Below are 15,771 nucleotides of genomic sequence, written 5' to 3'. Positions count from 1 at the left end.
GCTCTCTCCTAACCTTCATCCGATTTACGGCGGGTAAACAACCGAATCGGTGTGCCTTCAAAGTCAAATGCTGCCCGGATTTTGTTCTCTAAATATCGCTCATAGGAGAAATGCATGAGCTCCGGATCGTTGACGAAGACAACAATGGTCGGTGGCTTAACCGTCACTTGAGTGACATAATTAATTCTCATCCTGCGACCTTTATCCGTTGGAGGAGGATTAATGGCAACCGCATCAGAGACTACATCGTTCAGCAGATGGGTCTGCACACGTCTGGCGTGCTGTTCAGCCACGTGCTGAACAACAGGAAGCAGCTTCTGTAGGCGCTGTTTGGTGAGCGCAGACAGGAAGACAACAGGGGCGTAAGTCATGAACAAGAAGTGATCCCGGATCTTCTTCTCAAAGTTGTGCATCGTCTTGTCGTCCTTCTCTACAGCATCCCATTTGTTAACAACGAAGATAGAGGCTCTGCCCGCTTCATAAGCATAACCGGCAATATGCTTATCCTGCTCGATAATGCCCTCTTCTCCATTAATAACGACAAGCACTACATCAGCTCGTTCAATAGCCTTCATAGCACGCATTACGCTGTATTTCTCTGTAGTCTCATACACCTTGCCTCTTTTTCTCATCCCCGCTGTATCAATCAAGACGTAGCGCTGACCATCCTTCTCAAAAGGGGTATCAATCGCATCGCGGGTTGTGCCGGCCACATCACTGACAATAACTCGTTCTTCCCCGAGAATCGCGTTCACAAGTGAGGATTTACCCACATTCGGACGCCCGATCAGGGCCACTCGAATGACATCCTCATCATATTCTTCGTCCTGAAGCTCAGGCAGATTCTCCACAATCGCATCGAGCAAATCCCCAACGCCCGTTCCATGGCTGCCTGAGACTCCGATAGGATCACCGAATCCCAGATTGTAGAACTCATAAATGTGATCCGCGCGGCTTAAGTTATCCACTTTATTTACAGCGAGAATAATAGGCTTGCCTGAACGGTATAGAAGAGCAGCTACTTCCTCGTCCGATTGGGTTAAGCCTGATTTGGCGTCACACATAAATATAATGACATCCGCCTCTTCGATGGCAAGCTCAGCCTGCATGCGAATCGACTTAAGAATCATGTCTTCCCCGTCCAGCTCAATACCTCCGGTATCAATAATACTGAACGATTTACCGTTCCATTCCCCAATGCCATAAATACGGTCACGGGTAATTCCCGGTTTATCTTCCACAATGGCCAATCGTTCGCCTATAATGCGGTTGAAAATCGTTGATTTTCCCACATTTGGACGTCCCACTATAGCCACAACGGGTCTTGCCATATGAACTCCTCCTAAATGTTTACTTAGGCCTGCTTAACTTTATAACGATAGCTGAAAGTAATTCATCTCAACTACATGAAGTTTTGCCATATAGATCAATATCGTAAACCTTGTCTTTTTGACTCGTAACTCATCATAGCAAAAAATAACTTGCTTGGCTAACCAATCCATGGATAACTTAAGCTTTAGCTACAAAAAAATCGGCGAACCCGTCACGAGTTCGCCGATTCCTCTTCATGGTAAGAATGTATTATTTGAGTTTGCTCAGCTTATCGCCAAAGCGCTCTCCAAGAGTGATGCTAAGACCTTGATTGCTAAGGGAAACGTTAGGATTGTTGTTGATATCTTCACGGTTCACACGGTCAGCACCGCCGCCTCTTCTTTCCGTTCTTTCCGGCTTAGCTTCTTGAGCAGGAGCTTCTTCAGTCTCCTTGATGCTCAGGCTAACCCGCTTCTCGGAAGGGTTCACGTCAAGGATCTTAACTTGGACAGTTTCGCCTTCTTTAAGTACTTCTTGAGGTGTACCGATATGTTTGTGGGAGATTTGGGAAATATGAACCAAACCTTCAACCCCAGGAGCAATTTCAACAAATGCGCCGAAAGTAACCAGACGCTTCACTTCACCGCTAACGATGTCGCCAGTCTTGAACAGCTCTGCAGCTGTCTCCCAAGGTCCAGGTGCAGCAGCTTTAATACTCAAGCTGATTTTACCTTTCTCCGGATCAACTTTTAGAACTTTAACTTTGACTTCATCACCTTCGGATAGAACATCAGCAGGCTTGTCAACATGGTTCCAAGCAATTTCGGATACGTGAACAAGTCCATCCACGCCGCCTACATCAACAAAAGCGCCGAATTGAGTCAGACGTTGTACTTTACCGTCGATCAATTGTCCTTCTTTAAGGTTGCCCATCACTTGTTGTTTGTTTTGCTCGAACTCTTCATCAAGGACATCTTTGGCGGAAAGAATAACCTTATTGTTCTCACGGTCAATTTCTTTCACTTTAACGCGAAGCGTGCGGCCTTTATAGTCACTGAAATCTTCTACGAAATGGCGCTCAACCATAGAAGCAGGAATGAATCCGCGAACTCCAACATCGGCAACGATACCGCCTTTAACTACATCGGCAACCGTAACTTCGAAGGTTTCTTTGTTCTCGAAGCGCTGTGCAAGGACTTCCCAAGCATTTTCGCTGTCGATGGCGCGTTTGGAAAGAACCAGTCTTTCTTTCTCGTCATCGATGCTAACCACTTTAGCTTCAACTTCTTGTCCTACCTCAACAGCATCCGAAGCATTATCCAAATGAACAGAAGATAATTCACGGATAGGAATGACGCCGTCATATTTATATCCAATGCTTACGTAAGCTTGGTTATCCTCAACTTTAACGATGGAACCCTTGACGGTGTCACCTTTTTTCAAGGACACGATTTGCTCCAATTCATCTTGATTTGTCACTTCAGCATTCTCTTGCTGATCTTTGATTTCTTCCGACATCTCAATACCCTCCTCGATTCAAAACCCCATTTATTTAAACCCGCGGCTAGCGTGGTTCAAAACATGCATTATATTGTAGCTTTCCAAACTTCCAACTGTTCATGCATGGTTTGGCCCGTAAATACGGGTCTTTTATCCGCGGGCTTTAAGCTCCGCAATGTGGTGCATAATCTTCTCAGTGGCCAGTTCGAGCGAATCCGCAGACGGAGTGTCCCGGAATTCGGATAAATCCACTGGTGGACCATAAATCACTTTAGTTCTGCGAAATAATTTATAATTCCCAATAATGGCAGCCGGAATGACAGCCGCATCACTGCGGAGCGCAAAACTTGCTGCGCCTTTCATGGCCACTCCGCTCTCCCCCGAGCTCGAACGCCTTCCCTCAGGGAAAATACCCATAACTTTGCCGCTTCGCAGCAGCGTCAAAGAGGTTTTAATCGATTCTTTGCTCACGCCTCCACGTTTGACGGGAAAAGCTCCGAGCTGCTTAATGAGCCATCCGAGTACGGGAACCTCGAAAAGCTCCGCTTTAGCCATGAAATGAACTTTGCGGTCTAACAGAATCCCAACCGTAGGCGGATCGAAATTGCTGATATGATTGGAACAAAGCAGCACGCCGCCTTCCTTCGGAATATTCTCAAGTCCTATTCCTTTAAGCCTGAACAGAAACTTGTAAATAATCCTAAGCGCCCCGCGAACTAAGTAATAAATCATATCCGTCCTCTTTCCTTCCCGTACGATCTGCACATCGAAATGATTGCGTCCGTAACTTCAGACAGGCTCATGTTCGTTGTATCCAGAAATTCAGCATCTTCCGCCTGACGAAGCGGCGATATCTCACGCTGTTCATCAAGGCGATCCCGCTCGGCAATATCAAGCTCAAGCTGTTCCAAGGTGATGGCAGCCGTATCTTTAATTTCATTATAACGGCGCCGTGCCCGTTCCTGCACACTTGCGGTCATAAAAACTTTAACTTCCGCATCAGGGAGTACTGTAGTGCCGATATCGCGACCGTCCATGACGACGCCTTTGCGCAAAGCCATTTGCCGCTGCAATGAAACCAGCTGGTTGCGCAGCCCCTCGATTTGCGCATATCGGGACACCTTGGCATTCACCGCGAGTGAACGGATTTGGTCGCTAACGTCCTCACCGTTAACCAGCACTTTCTGGCCATCTACTCCCGGTTTTAATTCAATAACCATGTTTTGAGCCGTTTGAAGCACTTTTTGCTCTTCTTCCGGTTCAATTCCTTTGAGAAGCATGTACCAGGTAACTGCCCGGTACATCGCCCCTGTGTCTACATAGACATAAGCAAGCGCTGCTGCCACCATTCGGGCGATTGTGCTTTTGCCGGCCCCAGCAGGTCCGTCTATGGCGATGTTGATTTTCCCGCTCTCGTATGACTTATGACTTGCCAACGGGGTATTCCTCCTCAAACAATGGCCTCAATAAAAAAGCAGGCATTGCCTGCGACGTGAAAATTATACCACACAACATAGGGTGATGCAAAAGCGTTCAGTTGTCGGTAAATTTTTCAAGCAGCACTTGCAGGGGCGGCAAGGCCTTACCTTCATAGTGTTCAGCAGACGATAGAATCATCCGGAAAGACGGGATTCTCAGCAATGACTGGCATAGAAAAAGGCCGATCAGCAGAGCGATCAGCAGCTTTATTAACAGATTATGAATTTTGTTGCTAAACTTCAGAAATAACCCATCAAATTCCTGTTCCTGTGAGAAATTATTGCTGTCTTCCTGTGCCATAGATAACTTCATCTCCTCTGGATTTAGCCTTACCGTGCCCAGAAAAAAGAGAAATCATCCATAACCCGGAATCAGCGATTGCGGAAATCAAATTGGCGTTCAAAGCAGTATCTAATCAGCTTCTGGCGTTCCATGTCAGATATGCTCTCAAACTTCAGCATAACAAGAGACCTTCCCGTCTCGAGCTTCTTGGTGCGGACAATCTCGGCCTCGATTGGAACATGTTCTATAGAACCATTTTTATAAGGAAGAAGGACCCAGCAGTGAAGAACTTCACCCTCAAACAGGCTGTACTGGGGTTCGCAATAGAACGAAAAACCCCCTCCACCAATATCTTCAGTTCGAGCTACAAACCTTATGTTATTCGAAGTTTTCACAGCCACCTCAAGATCAGCGGTTACCCGAAGAAAATGACGACGCTGAATTCTTGTAATCGAGTCCGGATCGGGCTTGCGAATACGAACCAGCTTGATATTATCACTGACAAATCCTAGCACGTAGGTATTGAAGTAGTTCTTTACACCCTCATCCGTAATAAAATAAACCGATAGTTCATCCCCCATGTAAAGCTTCTTCATCCCCCCGCCTTCAACAGGAATCGGAACCTCAATCAGGAAAGAATCTTCTTCGATTTCAGAAATACGCGATTTATACTCGATCGTATCTTCCTTTTCTATTTCTGAGGCAACCTGGATATATACAAGATCATTGATTTTCGGAAGCAACCTCTTCACCCGCCCACTGAATTTTTGTCTATTTGACATTATAGCATGCAGGCAGGGAACGTGAATGATAAGTTCACAAAAAAAGCACCCCTCCTTACAAGGAAGAGTGCCGGTTTATTGCTTATTTGAGCGAAGCTCCTTTACGCCCAGAGCGAATTTCCTCTACAGCTTCTTCAGCTCCGGTATTTCCATTGATGAAGATCCGATACTGGGAACCGTTGATCCGCCCTCCGAACTCATAGGTCACCACACGTTCAGACTGCTCATTTTCAATAAGAGCCTTGCGGTGATACGTCTCCTTGAGATCCGAATTCAAATACTTGCGAGCCTGGGCTAACGTTAACTTGGGCTGTGTGACTTTTGGCATGTTCTCATGCTCATATACATAATCACTGGACTGCAGGCCAATAACCTGGCCGTTATCTAGGGCTACGCGCACGGACAACTTCTCTGGGTATATCAATATATCATCATGCTTGGTTACATAGGTCAGGTTAGCTATGTTATCCGAGGGATCATAGACAATAGCCTGCATGCCCTTATAACCTTTGCTCTCCAGGAAACGAGCTGCGCTGCGGTGAGCTTCTTCATCTGATATAGCGCGGGCTCCTACTTGACGAGTATAGTTGTAAGCGATCACTTGTCCGCCATTTTTGGTGAAATCGATGGACATCCGGTCGCCCTTTGTTTTCCCCGGCAGCACAGCCGTGAATGAGGACCATTCCGTTCCTTTACCATTCTCACTAACCTGTACATTCGTAGGCACGGTATAGCCAGCAAAATCAGCAGCTTTTTTCTTGATTTGTTCGATGGTAGTCGGAGCCCCGCTCAGCTTCTTAACTGAACGCTTGTTGTAAATGCTGAGTACGGAAGGGCCCCAGTCCAGTTCGGGGTACTCACTAACCTTTTTGTCTACAGTTTTGAATCCGTCGATGATCGTATTATCCTGAGATCTATGTTCGCTGGCAAGAGCGGTCTCCACATCCATCCAGCGCAGATGGTTATTGATGACCTTCCCTTGTACCTTCTGGATTTCAGATGAAATCTCGTTAGAGTTCTTGTACAGTTCCTTCAGATTCTTAAGTTCCTTGTCAGTCAATGGCTGCTTCGTCAGATCCCGATTGGCGGTCTGGTAAGAGAACTTTGATATCTTGGATAGAAACTCTTCGGTCTTATTAAAGTGTAAAAGCGTCAGCGGCAGCTGGTTGATCTCATTTTGCGCCTCACTGGTAATCCGCCATAAATTCATTAGCCCTTTGCGGTGCATCGGCGTAGACGCGGAGTGAACGGCCAGCGTATTCCCAATCTCCCCATGCAAGCGATCTACATGATAGGACAGATCATGAAAGGCACGCTGATATTGGTTCTCCGCCTTGATCAGGATCGAATTTTTCTCCTGGTTCTCTTGATAGCCCCAGATGAGAGCCCCGATTAGCAAGATTGCACTTATGGGGAACAGAACAGCACTAAGTCTCTTGTACATACAGATTCACGAGCTCCTTTCTTCAATTAACTGCCATTAGTTTGACAAGAAGAAAGAAGGTTTATGCATGAATTCGGAAGACTTGGATTTCAGAGCGTTTCTTCCAGAATCTCGAACAGATCCTTATTGTCACAGACACACATTTTGAATCCGGTCTCAATGCGTCCACTCTCTTTTTTTCCCCTTAACACGAACCGTTCCCCGCAATTTTTACATATAATTTTCACTTTTACCCGCATAAAATAAAAGCACCCTTTCTTAATGGGATGAATACATCGCCTTTAAGATTAGGGTGCCCAATATTTACCAGTATTAATCGCTGCCTCCAGCTTCCGTAAGCCGGAAAGGAGATCGGTCATTAGCCCGATACATCTTGCCAATCCCGCCAAACCACAGAAAAGCCATCAATGGAATGATGTACCATATCCAATACTGCGTCGTGTAATTAAGAATCCAGTCATATACCCCATGCCAGAATACGGGGAGCAGCAGGGAGAACAACAGGAATTTGTGACTTCTGCGTCCTTCCGAGAACTTCGCTCTGCCCAAATAGTAACCCATAATGACGCCGAACATGGCATGTCCGGATACAGGAAGAAGAGCCCGTACTAGAAGTGTACCTACGGAAGCCTGATGTGCCAGGGCGAATATGATATTCTCCACCGTAGCGAATCCCAGGGATACTGCCGTTGCATATACTATCCCGTCATAGGGCTCATCGAACTCCATATGATTGTAGATCATATGGTACAGTACGAACCATTTGATGAGTTCCTCAATACCTGCAGAGACGAGAAAAGATTCAACGAACGAATTGTCCCCGAGCCAATAGGTCATTCCGCGCTGCAGTATCATAATCGGCAGAACGATTAGGAATCCTAGCAGAAATATCTTGATTACCATATGAAGAGGCTCTGAATCGTATCTATCCTTTAAATAAAAATAGGTAAGCAGCGCGACCCCTGGAGCCACCGCTGCAGTTCCTATAGCAAACCAAAGCAACGGCTTCTCCTCCTTTTGTTGATCGCCGCCTTACCTAATGGAAGCGGCGGTTCCCATGTAACCGCCGCTCCAGGTGCATATCTGCAATCCTTAGTTATCCTTAAGATTGACGCTTAAAATGTTCGCATATTACATTGACAGCATTCTCTGCCATCACAAGCTTACCGTATTCTTCGAGTACCGCAGGAGTTACGGATGTCGCTTCCCCATATTCGGCTAGAACCGCAATAAGTGCAGGGTGCTTTCCTTCATCCAAATCTTCCGGCTCTAAGTGTAGAATCCATTTCCCTTTATAGTTAAATAATCTGCCGGCTTCGGTAATCGTTGGCTGCAAAACATGAGCGGCTTCGATCAATGCTTCAAAATCACTAAACGCATATACAATAGCATCGCTAAGTTCGAGTGTGACTTCCATTTCGTAAATTTCTTCCGGCATTTCATCTTCATGCAGTGAACCAAATTGATGATTCTCATATTTCCCCCGTGTCACAATGACGACCATTCCCTGTGCGGGAAGAGCGAACACTTCAACGGCAAGAGGTCCTGAGGCGTCGAAGCCTACTTCACTGTAAGCTTGATCCATCATCTCTGTGAACAGGTCATGGACTTTAGGAATTTCCTGCCACATGTCCTCTTTTTGAATGCCTCTCTCGCTAAGATCGTCAAAAGTGAGGAAAATCCGTATCTTATCCTGGCCCAGTCTTTCTATCTTCATACAGGATCCTCCTCTCCAAGCCGTGTGATCAACAGATTATCAACCTGTTTTATATATTGTGCTGGAAATGGTTCTATGTAAGTATGTTATCATTTATTTTCTTCAAATGCACGTAAATATAAGGATTAAGCTCAAGAAAATAAGCCTTAAATTTTGGTTACATTCATGAAATGTTAGAAATTTATAAAAAGAATCATTTCCTTCAGCCGTGAAGGCAGCGGAAATGATTCTTTTGGGTTAAAGCCGTTTACAAACCAGGTATAACTGTGCCTGTCTCTTTCAGAATCTGCTCCACTTCACGGTGAAGACCGGGATTCCCTTTGATAATACTCTTGATGGTATTCAAGTTGGATTCCTTCGTATGATTCGAACTGGTCGACGCTGTACTGGGAGACACCTGGCTCATATGAGAGCCGTAAGTTGAAGTCCCAGCTCCCGTGGAGGAGCTTTCATCCTTCTGTTTCGTGAGACCGGACAAGATTGGCGATCCAGATGAGCTTAACAAGTGAGATTTTCTTTTTGTTAGCCAGACAGCCCCTGCCGCTCCAAGAATTAGACCTCCTATAAATGAGGAAGAATTCACGTTAAACACCTCCTTGTATGTTAGAATCGTATGTAGTGTTAGCCAATTGCCGTCAATACATGCGGCTGTAATGCAGAAAGCGAGATGAGATCCTTGTTGAACAAAAAACTTCTAGTGATTGCTGCAGCGTGCTTGATTCTAAGCGCATGTGGACAACAAACAGATCAGCTCCCAAGCAATTCGGGTACAAAGGACAGCAGTTCTACCCAATCCAAGACAGGAACTGTTAAGGAAGCCCCAGGGGCCGAACAAGAACAAAAGAGTGATAAGAATACGGCCGACAATAAGGGAACTGCTGAACCTACTGAGGACAACAAAGAACAGACAAGCGCTGTTCCTGAAATTAAGTACCATATGAATAAGATTTTTAATATTGTCCCTAATGACGAAGGTACGGAGAAGAAGGTCGTGCTTCTGACTTTCGACGACGGGCCCAAGAACAAAGAGTGGATTAACGGAATAATTGATGTGCTTGATAAGCATAAAGCCAAGGCGATCTTCTTCGTCAACGGCTACCGTATTAAAGAAAACCCCGAATTGCTTAAGCTGATTCACGATCGGGGACAGCCCATTGGCAATCACAGCTGGGATCATATTTCACTTAAATCTCAGCCCTTACCCAAGGTGAAAAAGCAAATTGAAGATGTGCAGAATATCGTCAAAGAGCTCACCGGTGAGACTCCCGTCTTCTTCCGCCCTCCATTCGGCGAAGGAGGAGATGTCGGTCGCAAAGTGGCCAGGGATAATAAGCTTCTCTATATGACGTGGTCTAACGGTTCGCTTGACTGGACACTGAAGACCAAGGACAAGAGCAGCAATCCGGATAAAGTAGTTAAAAATGTGCTCGATCAGCTGCATCCCGGTGCGAACATACTAATGCACGAGCTTCCCTGGACCGTTGCCGCACTCGACACGCTGTTGACCAAGCTTGAGGACAAAGGCTACAGCTTCGTAGATCCCGCAAGCATATCCACAGAGCCTTTGCCAAATACGGGCAAATAAAAGTTGAACCAATAATCAACATACTCTCGTGCTGTTGCCTCGAAATGGCTGAATAGGCCAGGTAACCCGGATAACGCTAAAACAAAAAAACGGCAGGCCTCCAGTAATTAGGAGACTTGCCGTTTGTCGTTCTATTGATGTTTGCCCCAGGTTGATTGCTGCATACCCCAAAAGAACAATAGAATCATAAGTGCGATAAAAATAAACACCAGAGAATTGTAAAACCATTTGGTCCATTTAATCCGGTGCGACGGGTATAACTCTCTTCTGGACGGCATATCTACCGCTGAAACTCCATCCTCAAGCATCTGGTCTTCAGATGTTAGGGCCAAGCCGGAATCGGGCTCGGTAGGAGCCGTTAGTGCCCCTGTTCCCGCTGAGTCCCGGTGGATTTCACTTCTTCTCAGCCTTGTCTTAGCCTCTCTCTTCTCCTTGGATACATGTGACCCTTGTTCCCGAACCGCTCTTCTCTCGTGCTGCTTGCGGCTGTACCGCTCCATTCTGCTCAAGCGCTCGTTCATCTTTCCCTCCGCAGTCGTATGATCAAACCGGACACCAGGTCAATGATAAAGTGACACAATATAGGTGCCCATAACGTTCCTGAATGAATGTAAATGTAACCCAGTCCGTAGCTGCTCAGGAATACCCAGCCCGTTGGAATCCAGTGCTTCAAATATCTGATATGAATCATAGCAAAAATGATGCTTGTCCAGTAGGGACCAAAGGCATGCTGAATGGCACCGCGAAAAAGAAGCTCTTCACATATCGCCACAAGAGCTGCAATGACGATAATATGCCACACCGGCCTTGTACGAAAAAGCATTTCATTGATCCCGCCATCATCCATGCTTTCTTCCGGGATAACTTTGGATAAGACCAGGTCAATGACGAACATGACGGCTGCAAGCCCCGCCCCCCAATAAATAAAACTGAGGCCTTTGGGCAATACCATTAAATTCACAAGGCTTTGTTTCTGGAAAAAGAGAATGATAAGACCGATCACTAAGGCGAGAGCCTGAGTAAGGTACAAATTAATTAAAAGAAGCCGATCATTAAGCTGCCCCGGCTCAATAGGCTCAATCTTGACTCTGCCGAACTTAAATTTTTTCATTAAGGTGTCTGTCCTTTTAAGTATAATATAAAAATCATAACCAAATTCGGCATGAGATTCAAGGCGGGCTCATAGGAGTGCCAATTCGACTATTGACACCCTTCCTGAGGCTGTGATACATTATGAAAAAATTAGTTCGCCAAACACGTTGAAGGAAAAAAGTCGCTTTAATGCTTACAGAGAGCCGGTGGTTGCTGGAAACCGGCAGCTGAGATGCGTACTTTAGCACTCCTGAGTCATTACACTGAAATTATAGTAGGTGTAATCGGATTAACTCCGTTATCATTTTGTCTTAACCAGACAACTGAGGCTGTTCCTGCAAAGGCGCAGTGAATTAGGGTGGTACCACGATCAACTCTCGTCCCTTACTACGGTAGTAGTATGCGGATCGAGGGTTTTTTATTTATATTTTCCCTTTGTTGCGTTGCTGCTATAATGGAGTAAAGAGTGTATTTTAAGGTAATCGTCAATTGACGGAACCTTTTAATTAATAAAAGTCGGATATAGTTCAATCTATATTACGCATTTAATTACTTGGAGGAGGAAATCAAACATGTATAAGGTGTTAGTATCGGATCCGATCAGTGATTTGGGAATTCAGCAGCTCGTTGACGCAGAAGATGTCGTAGTAGAGAAAAAGACAGGGCTAAGTGAGGAAGAATTAATCCGCATTATTCCCGAATACGACGCGCTTCTAGTTCGCAGCCAGACTACAGTAACTGAGAAAATCATGGCAGCTGGTGAGCGTCTAAAAGTAGTTGGACGTGCCGGAGTGGGCGTAGACAACATTAATCTTGAAGCGGCTACCCAGCGCGGAATTATTGTTATTAATGCTCCTGATGGCAATACCATCACGACTAGTGAGCACGCATTTGCCATGATGATGGCTCTTGCCAGACACATTCCTCAAGCCTATGCCAAAACTATCAGCGGTACCTGGGATCGTAAATCCTTCCTTGGCGTTGAGCTTCGCAACAAAACCCTGGGAGTTCTGGGTATGGGTCGTATCGGTAGTGAAGTTGCTAAGCGCGCCAAAGCTTTTGGTATGGACATTCTGGGCTTTGACCCGTTCCTTACTGAAGAGCGTGCCGAAAAGCTGGGAGTTAAGCTCGCAAGCGTTGACGATATCGTGCGCAATGCGGACTTCATTACAGTGCACACTCCGCTTACTCCGGAAACACGCGGCATTATCTCCACTCCACAGTTTGCAGTTATGAAAAAAGGTATGCGTATCATTAACTGTGCCCGTGGCGGCGTTATTGATGAGAATGCACTTGTGGAAGCTATTAATCAAGGGATCGTGGAAGGTGCTGCATTCGACGTATTCGAACATGAGCCTCCACAAGCTGATCACCCATTCCTGAACAATCCAAAGATCATCGTAACCCCTCACTTGGGTGCTTCTACAATTGAAGCTCAAGAGAACGTGGCGATTGATGTATCTGAACAGGTTCTGCATATTCTGAGAGATGAGCCTTTCAAGAACGCGGTGAACATGCCTCCAGTAGCGCCAAGTGTGATGAACAAGCTTCAGCCATACTTCGGCCTTGGTGAGAAGCTGGGTACGATCGCAGCACAAATTAACAACGAAGCTGTCAAGGAAATCGTTGTTAACTATGCCGGTGACTTGTCTGAAGTGGACACACAGCCATTGACCCGCTATATTGTTAAAGGACTTCTGTCCCGTCATTTCGGAAATGACGTAAACATCGTAAATTCCATGCATTTGGCTAAAGCTCGTGACATCAATGTGGTCGTATCCAAATCGACTACAGCTCAAGACTTCACGAACTTGATCAGTGTGACTCTCAAGCTGCAAAGCGGTGAAGAGCAGCGCGTTGCGGGTACTCTGTTGTCCGGTTATGGAGATCGTGTTGTCCAGATCAACAAGTTCCCAGTCGACATTGAGCCAAAAGGAAATCTGATCTACATTTCCCATAATGACAAACCAGGCATTATCGGTAAGGTAGGCACTCTCCTCGGCAATAACGACGTTAATATTGCTGCCATGCAGGTTGGACGCAAGATTGTTGGCGGTGAAGCTATTATGGTTCTTACTGTCGATAAGGCCGTGTCCAAGGAAGTCCTTGCTGAGTTGACCAAGCTACCTGAAGTTAACGCTGCGCAGGAAATCGTTCTTTCATAATCAACCGGATATTGATCATCAAAAAAAGAGCTGTCCTTCTATGAAGGACAGCTCTTTTACTTTGTGAAAGACCATGTGATGTTCCACGTTGAACAAGATTAATCTTGCGCATTCAACAAAAATCATTTTTTATCTTAGTCATGTTATTCAGACTGCAATCTTTCGACAGGCAAAAGGAGCTTAAAGGTGGTCCCCTGTCCTACTTCGCTGAAAGCCGTAATCGTTCCGTGATGAGCTTCAATGATATTCTTCACGATGGCCAGGCCAAGACCTGTGCCCCCGGATTCCTCTCGAACCCTAGCTTTATCCGCTTTGTAGAATCGTTCAAAAATATAAGGCAGGTCGTCCGGCGGAATTCCCGCGCCCTCATCCTTAATCTCTACTTGCAGCTCATGCTTACCGCGGTGGATCACCTGGACCGCCTTGATCTCAATTCTCTTGCCGCCCGGCGTATGCCTGAAAGCATTGTCCAGGAGATTGGTCAGCACCTGCTCCAGACGGTCCTCGTTCGCTTCCTCCAGAATCAGGTTGTCCTTCAGATCATGCAGAATCAGCTCAATCTCACGGTCTTTCGCCCTTACCGAGAATTTGCGATACATCCGCTCAAGCAGCTCCCTCACGTCAAGCGGCCGCATGACCATGTCGGTGTGACCAGCCTCCATACGGGCCAGATCAAGCAGGTCCTTGACCAGCCTTCCCATGCGCAGGGACTCATCATGGATGACCTGCACAAGCTCTTCACTTTCCTCAGGGGATGCCGCCATCCCATCCAGCAGAGCCTCACTATAACCCTGCATCATGGAGAGGGGTGTGCGGATCTCATGAGAGACGTTGGCCACAAAGTCACGCCGCATCTTCTCCAGCCTTACCTCTTCCGTTACATTTCGCAGAACGGCGACAGCCCCTCTTATATCCCCATCCGAGGCCAGAGGTGCCATATGAACAGACCAGACACTCTGCTTGACATGCACGTTCGCACTCTGGTCTCCCCCATCGCTCAGTACGCTTGTGAACATCGGCAGGAGCGGCTTGGGCACACGGCATTGACCAGGATGAAGAGAAGCGGAATGAGGAAGACTGTCCTCGTCTTCTGTTAAGCTTCTCCAGGACTGCATAATCTCATCTCCTGGCGGGTTCGTAAGTATGACGGAGCCTTCGATATCCATAGTAATCACCGCATCGTTCATACTGCGAAGGACACTGGACAGATGCTCTTTCTCATGATTCAAGCTTCTAATCGTATTCTCCAGCTCTTCAGCCATATGGTTGAACGAGTTGGCGAGTTCTCCGATCTCATCACTTGTGCGTAGAGACAGCCGGGTATCATACTTCCCTTTTCGTACAGAATCAGCAGCCCGGATCAATTGCTGCATAGGAAGTGTAATCTTGTTAAATAGAATTAGCGCAAAGAACGTAGTCATTGAGAACCCAATCACAGACACCAGCGTAAACAGCTTCTTAATAGCCCCGGAATTTGTAAAGTTGGTATCAATGTAAGGCAGCAGGAATAGGCCCAGAATCATAAGGACACTACCGACTAGACAAATGATCGTAATCCACAGCTTACCTACAAGCGTCCTCCAGAATCTTTTCACTTATTTGGCCACCTCTAGCTTGTAGCCGACTCCCCATACCGTAGTGATCATGCCCGCCGACTCCGGAGATACCTTGTTCAGCTTCTCGCGCAGCCGCTTCACATGGGTATCTACTGTACGAAGATCACCGAAGAATTCGTAATTCCACACATCCTTAAGGAGCTCTTCACGTGAAAATACTTTATCCGGCGATACAGCCAGGTAATGAAGCAGTTCATACTCTTTTGGCGTAAGGCTGACTTCATGACCACTGGCGGTCACCCGGTGCGCATCATGTTCAATAATCAGGTTCGGAAATACGATATTATTGCTCGTCCCACTCTCCTTGGACAGATAAGCCGTAGCTGAGGATCGGCGCAGGATCGCCTTCACTCTATAGATCACCTCGCGCGGGCTGAATGGCTTCACGACATAATCGTCGGCACCTACCTCAAAGCCCTGCACACGGTTAATTTCCTCCCCTTTTGCGGTCAGCATCAATACAGGTGTAGATTTGACCTGTCTAAGCCGATTACATACCTCTACCCCATCTATGCCTGGAAGCATCACGTCCAGCAAAATCAGGCCATAATCACCTGTGCTTGCCTTTCGCAGCGCCGTCTCACCGTCTTCCGCCTCATCGATCTCGTAGCCTTCTTTTTCAAGATACATCTTGAGCAGACGGCGGATACGCTCCTCATCATCTACCACCAGAATGCGATTTAATTGATCTGACATCGACAACAACCCCTTTATCTTCTTACCTATTCTCTCCAAGAGTAATTCCAAAATCAGTTTGTAAAATAAGGAATGAACTAAAGACAGTATACCTCAAGTGAG

At 46.4% G+C, this 15,771-nt stretch carries 16 protein-coding genes and 1 other annotated feature; of the genes, 2 read left to right on the top strand and 14 right to left on the bottom strand.

The features are described 5' to 3' along the window. Window positions 1-8 precede the first annotated feature (8 nt). The 10 genes from der to ACEN86_RS08975 all read right to left on the bottom strand — a co-directional run bounded on the left by der (window position 9) and on the right by ACEN86_RS08975 (window position 9,098). Window positions 9-1,331: a ribosome biogenesis GTPase Der gene (gene der / locus ACEN86_RS09020; protein WP_495633948.1), complete on the bottom strand. Its 1,323-nt coding sequence runs from the start codon at window positions 1,329-1,331 to the stop codon at window positions 9-11. Window positions 1,332-1,581: 250 nt separating this feature from the next. After that, window positions 1,582-2,829: a 30S ribosomal protein S1 gene (gene rpsA / locus ACEN86_RS09015; protein WP_495633947.1), complete on the bottom strand. Its 1,248-nt coding sequence runs from the start codon at window positions 2,827-2,829 to the stop codon at window positions 1,582-1,584. Window positions 2,830-2,961: 132 nt separating this feature from the next. Continuing rightward, the gene (locus ACEN86_RS09010) at window positions 2,962-3,543 is read right to left on the bottom strand and encodes a lysophospholipid acyltransferase family protein (protein ID WP_495633946.1); all 582 of its coding nucleotides are present in this window, start codon (window positions 3,541-3,543) and stop codon (window positions 2,962-2,964) included. Beyond that, window positions 3,540-4,247: a (d)CMP kinase gene (gene cmk / locus ACEN86_RS09005; RefSeq protein WP_495633945.1), complete on the bottom strand. Its 708-nt coding sequence runs from the start codon at window positions 4,245-4,247 to the stop codon at window positions 3,540-3,542. The genes ACEN86_RS09010 and cmk overlap by 4 nt, the downstream gene beginning before the upstream one ends. 97 nt (window positions 4,248-4,344) lie before the next feature. Continuing rightward, a complete protein-coding gene (locus ACEN86_RS09000) occupies window positions 4,345-4,590 on the bottom strand; it encodes a hypothetical protein (RefSeq protein ID WP_495633944.1) in 246 nt (81 codons plus the stop codon). A 71-nt stretch (window positions 4,591-4,661) separates the two neighbouring features. After that, window positions 4,662-5,315 carry a flagellar brake protein gene (locus tag ACEN86_RS08995; RefSeq protein WP_495633943.1) on the bottom strand — a complete coding sequence of 218 codons (654 nt, stop codon included), beginning with the start codon at window positions 5,313-5,315 and terminating at the stop codon, window positions 4,662-4,664. A gap of 121 nt (window positions 5,316-5,436) precedes the next feature. Next, entirely contained in the window at window positions 5,437-6,798 is a 1,362-nt protein-coding gene (gene ypeB / locus ACEN86_RS08990; protein ID WP_495633942.1) for a germination protein YpeB, read from the bottom strand. A 312-nt stretch (window positions 6,799-7,110) separates the two neighbouring features. Continuing rightward, window positions 7,111-7,800: a glutamic-type intramembrane protease PrsW gene (gene prsW / locus ACEN86_RS08985; protein ID WP_495633941.1), complete on the bottom strand. Its 690-nt coding sequence runs from the start codon at window positions 7,798-7,800 to the stop codon at window positions 7,111-7,113. Between the two features lie 100 nt (window positions 7,801-7,900). Beyond that, a complete protein-coding gene (locus tag ACEN86_RS08980; RefSeq protein WP_495633940.1) occupies window positions 7,901-8,515 on the bottom strand; it encodes a genetic competence negative regulator in 615 nt (204 codons plus the stop codon). 247 nt (window positions 8,516-8,762) lie between these two features. Further along, window positions 8,763-9,098: a hypothetical protein gene (locus ACEN86_RS08975; RefSeq protein WP_495633939.1), complete on the bottom strand. Its 336-nt coding sequence runs from the start codon at window positions 9,096-9,098 to the stop codon at window positions 8,763-8,765. Window positions 9,099-9,191: 93 nt separating this feature from the next. Between ACEN86_RS08975 and ACEN86_RS08970 the strand changes: the two genes are divergently transcribed. Further along, window positions 9,192-10,100: a polysaccharide deacetylase family protein gene (locus ACEN86_RS08970; protein WP_495633938.1), complete on the top strand. Its 909-nt coding sequence runs from the start codon at window positions 9,192-9,194 to the stop codon at window positions 10,098-10,100. 131 nt (window positions 10,101-10,231) lie between these two features. Here the strand turns inward: ACEN86_RS08970 and ACEN86_RS08965 are convergent, their stop codons facing one another. Beyond that, window positions 10,232-10,621, bottom strand: coding sequence for a hypothetical protein (locus tag ACEN86_RS08965; protein ID WP_495633937.1), 390 nt, complete (start codon window positions 10,619-10,621; stop codon window positions 10,232-10,234). Further along, window positions 10,618-11,211 carry a CPBP family intramembrane glutamic endopeptidase gene (locus ACEN86_RS08960; protein WP_495633936.1) on the bottom strand — a complete coding sequence of 198 codons (594 nt, stop codon included), beginning with the start codon at window positions 11,209-11,211 and terminating at the stop codon, window positions 10,618-10,620. The genes ACEN86_RS08965 and ACEN86_RS08960 overlap by 4 nt, the downstream gene beginning before the upstream one ends. A 139-nt stretch (window positions 11,212-11,350) precedes the next feature. Next, window positions 11,351-11,580 (top strand) — a binding site (T-box leader). Between the two features lie 184 nt (window positions 11,581-11,764). Here ACEN86_RS08960 and serA point away from each other — a divergent pair. After that, entirely contained in the window at window positions 11,765-13,357 is a 1,593-nt protein-coding gene (gene serA, locus ACEN86_RS08955) for a phosphoglycerate dehydrogenase (RefSeq protein WP_495633935.1), read from the top strand. 143 nt (window positions 13,358-13,500) lie between these two features. On the opposite strand, the gene ACEN86_RS08950 is transcribed toward serA, so the two are convergent. Together ACEN86_RS08950 and ACEN86_RS08945 are read right to left on the bottom strand one after the other, a co-directional pair. After that, window positions 13,501-14,952 carry an ATP-binding protein gene (locus ACEN86_RS08950; protein WP_495633934.1) on the bottom strand — a complete coding sequence of 484 codons (1,452 nt, stop codon included), beginning with the start codon at window positions 14,950-14,952 and terminating at the stop codon, window positions 13,501-13,503. Then, window positions 14,953-15,669: a response regulator transcription factor gene (locus tag ACEN86_RS08945; RefSeq protein WP_127197807.1), complete on the bottom strand. Its 717-nt coding sequence runs from the start codon at window positions 15,667-15,669 to the stop codon at window positions 14,953-14,955. Window positions 15,670-15,771: the final 102 nt, after the last annotated feature.

Source organism: Paenibacillus sp. Paensp111 (genome assembly GCF_059492195.1).
This window is presented reverse-complemented; position numbering and strand designations above follow the sequence as displayed.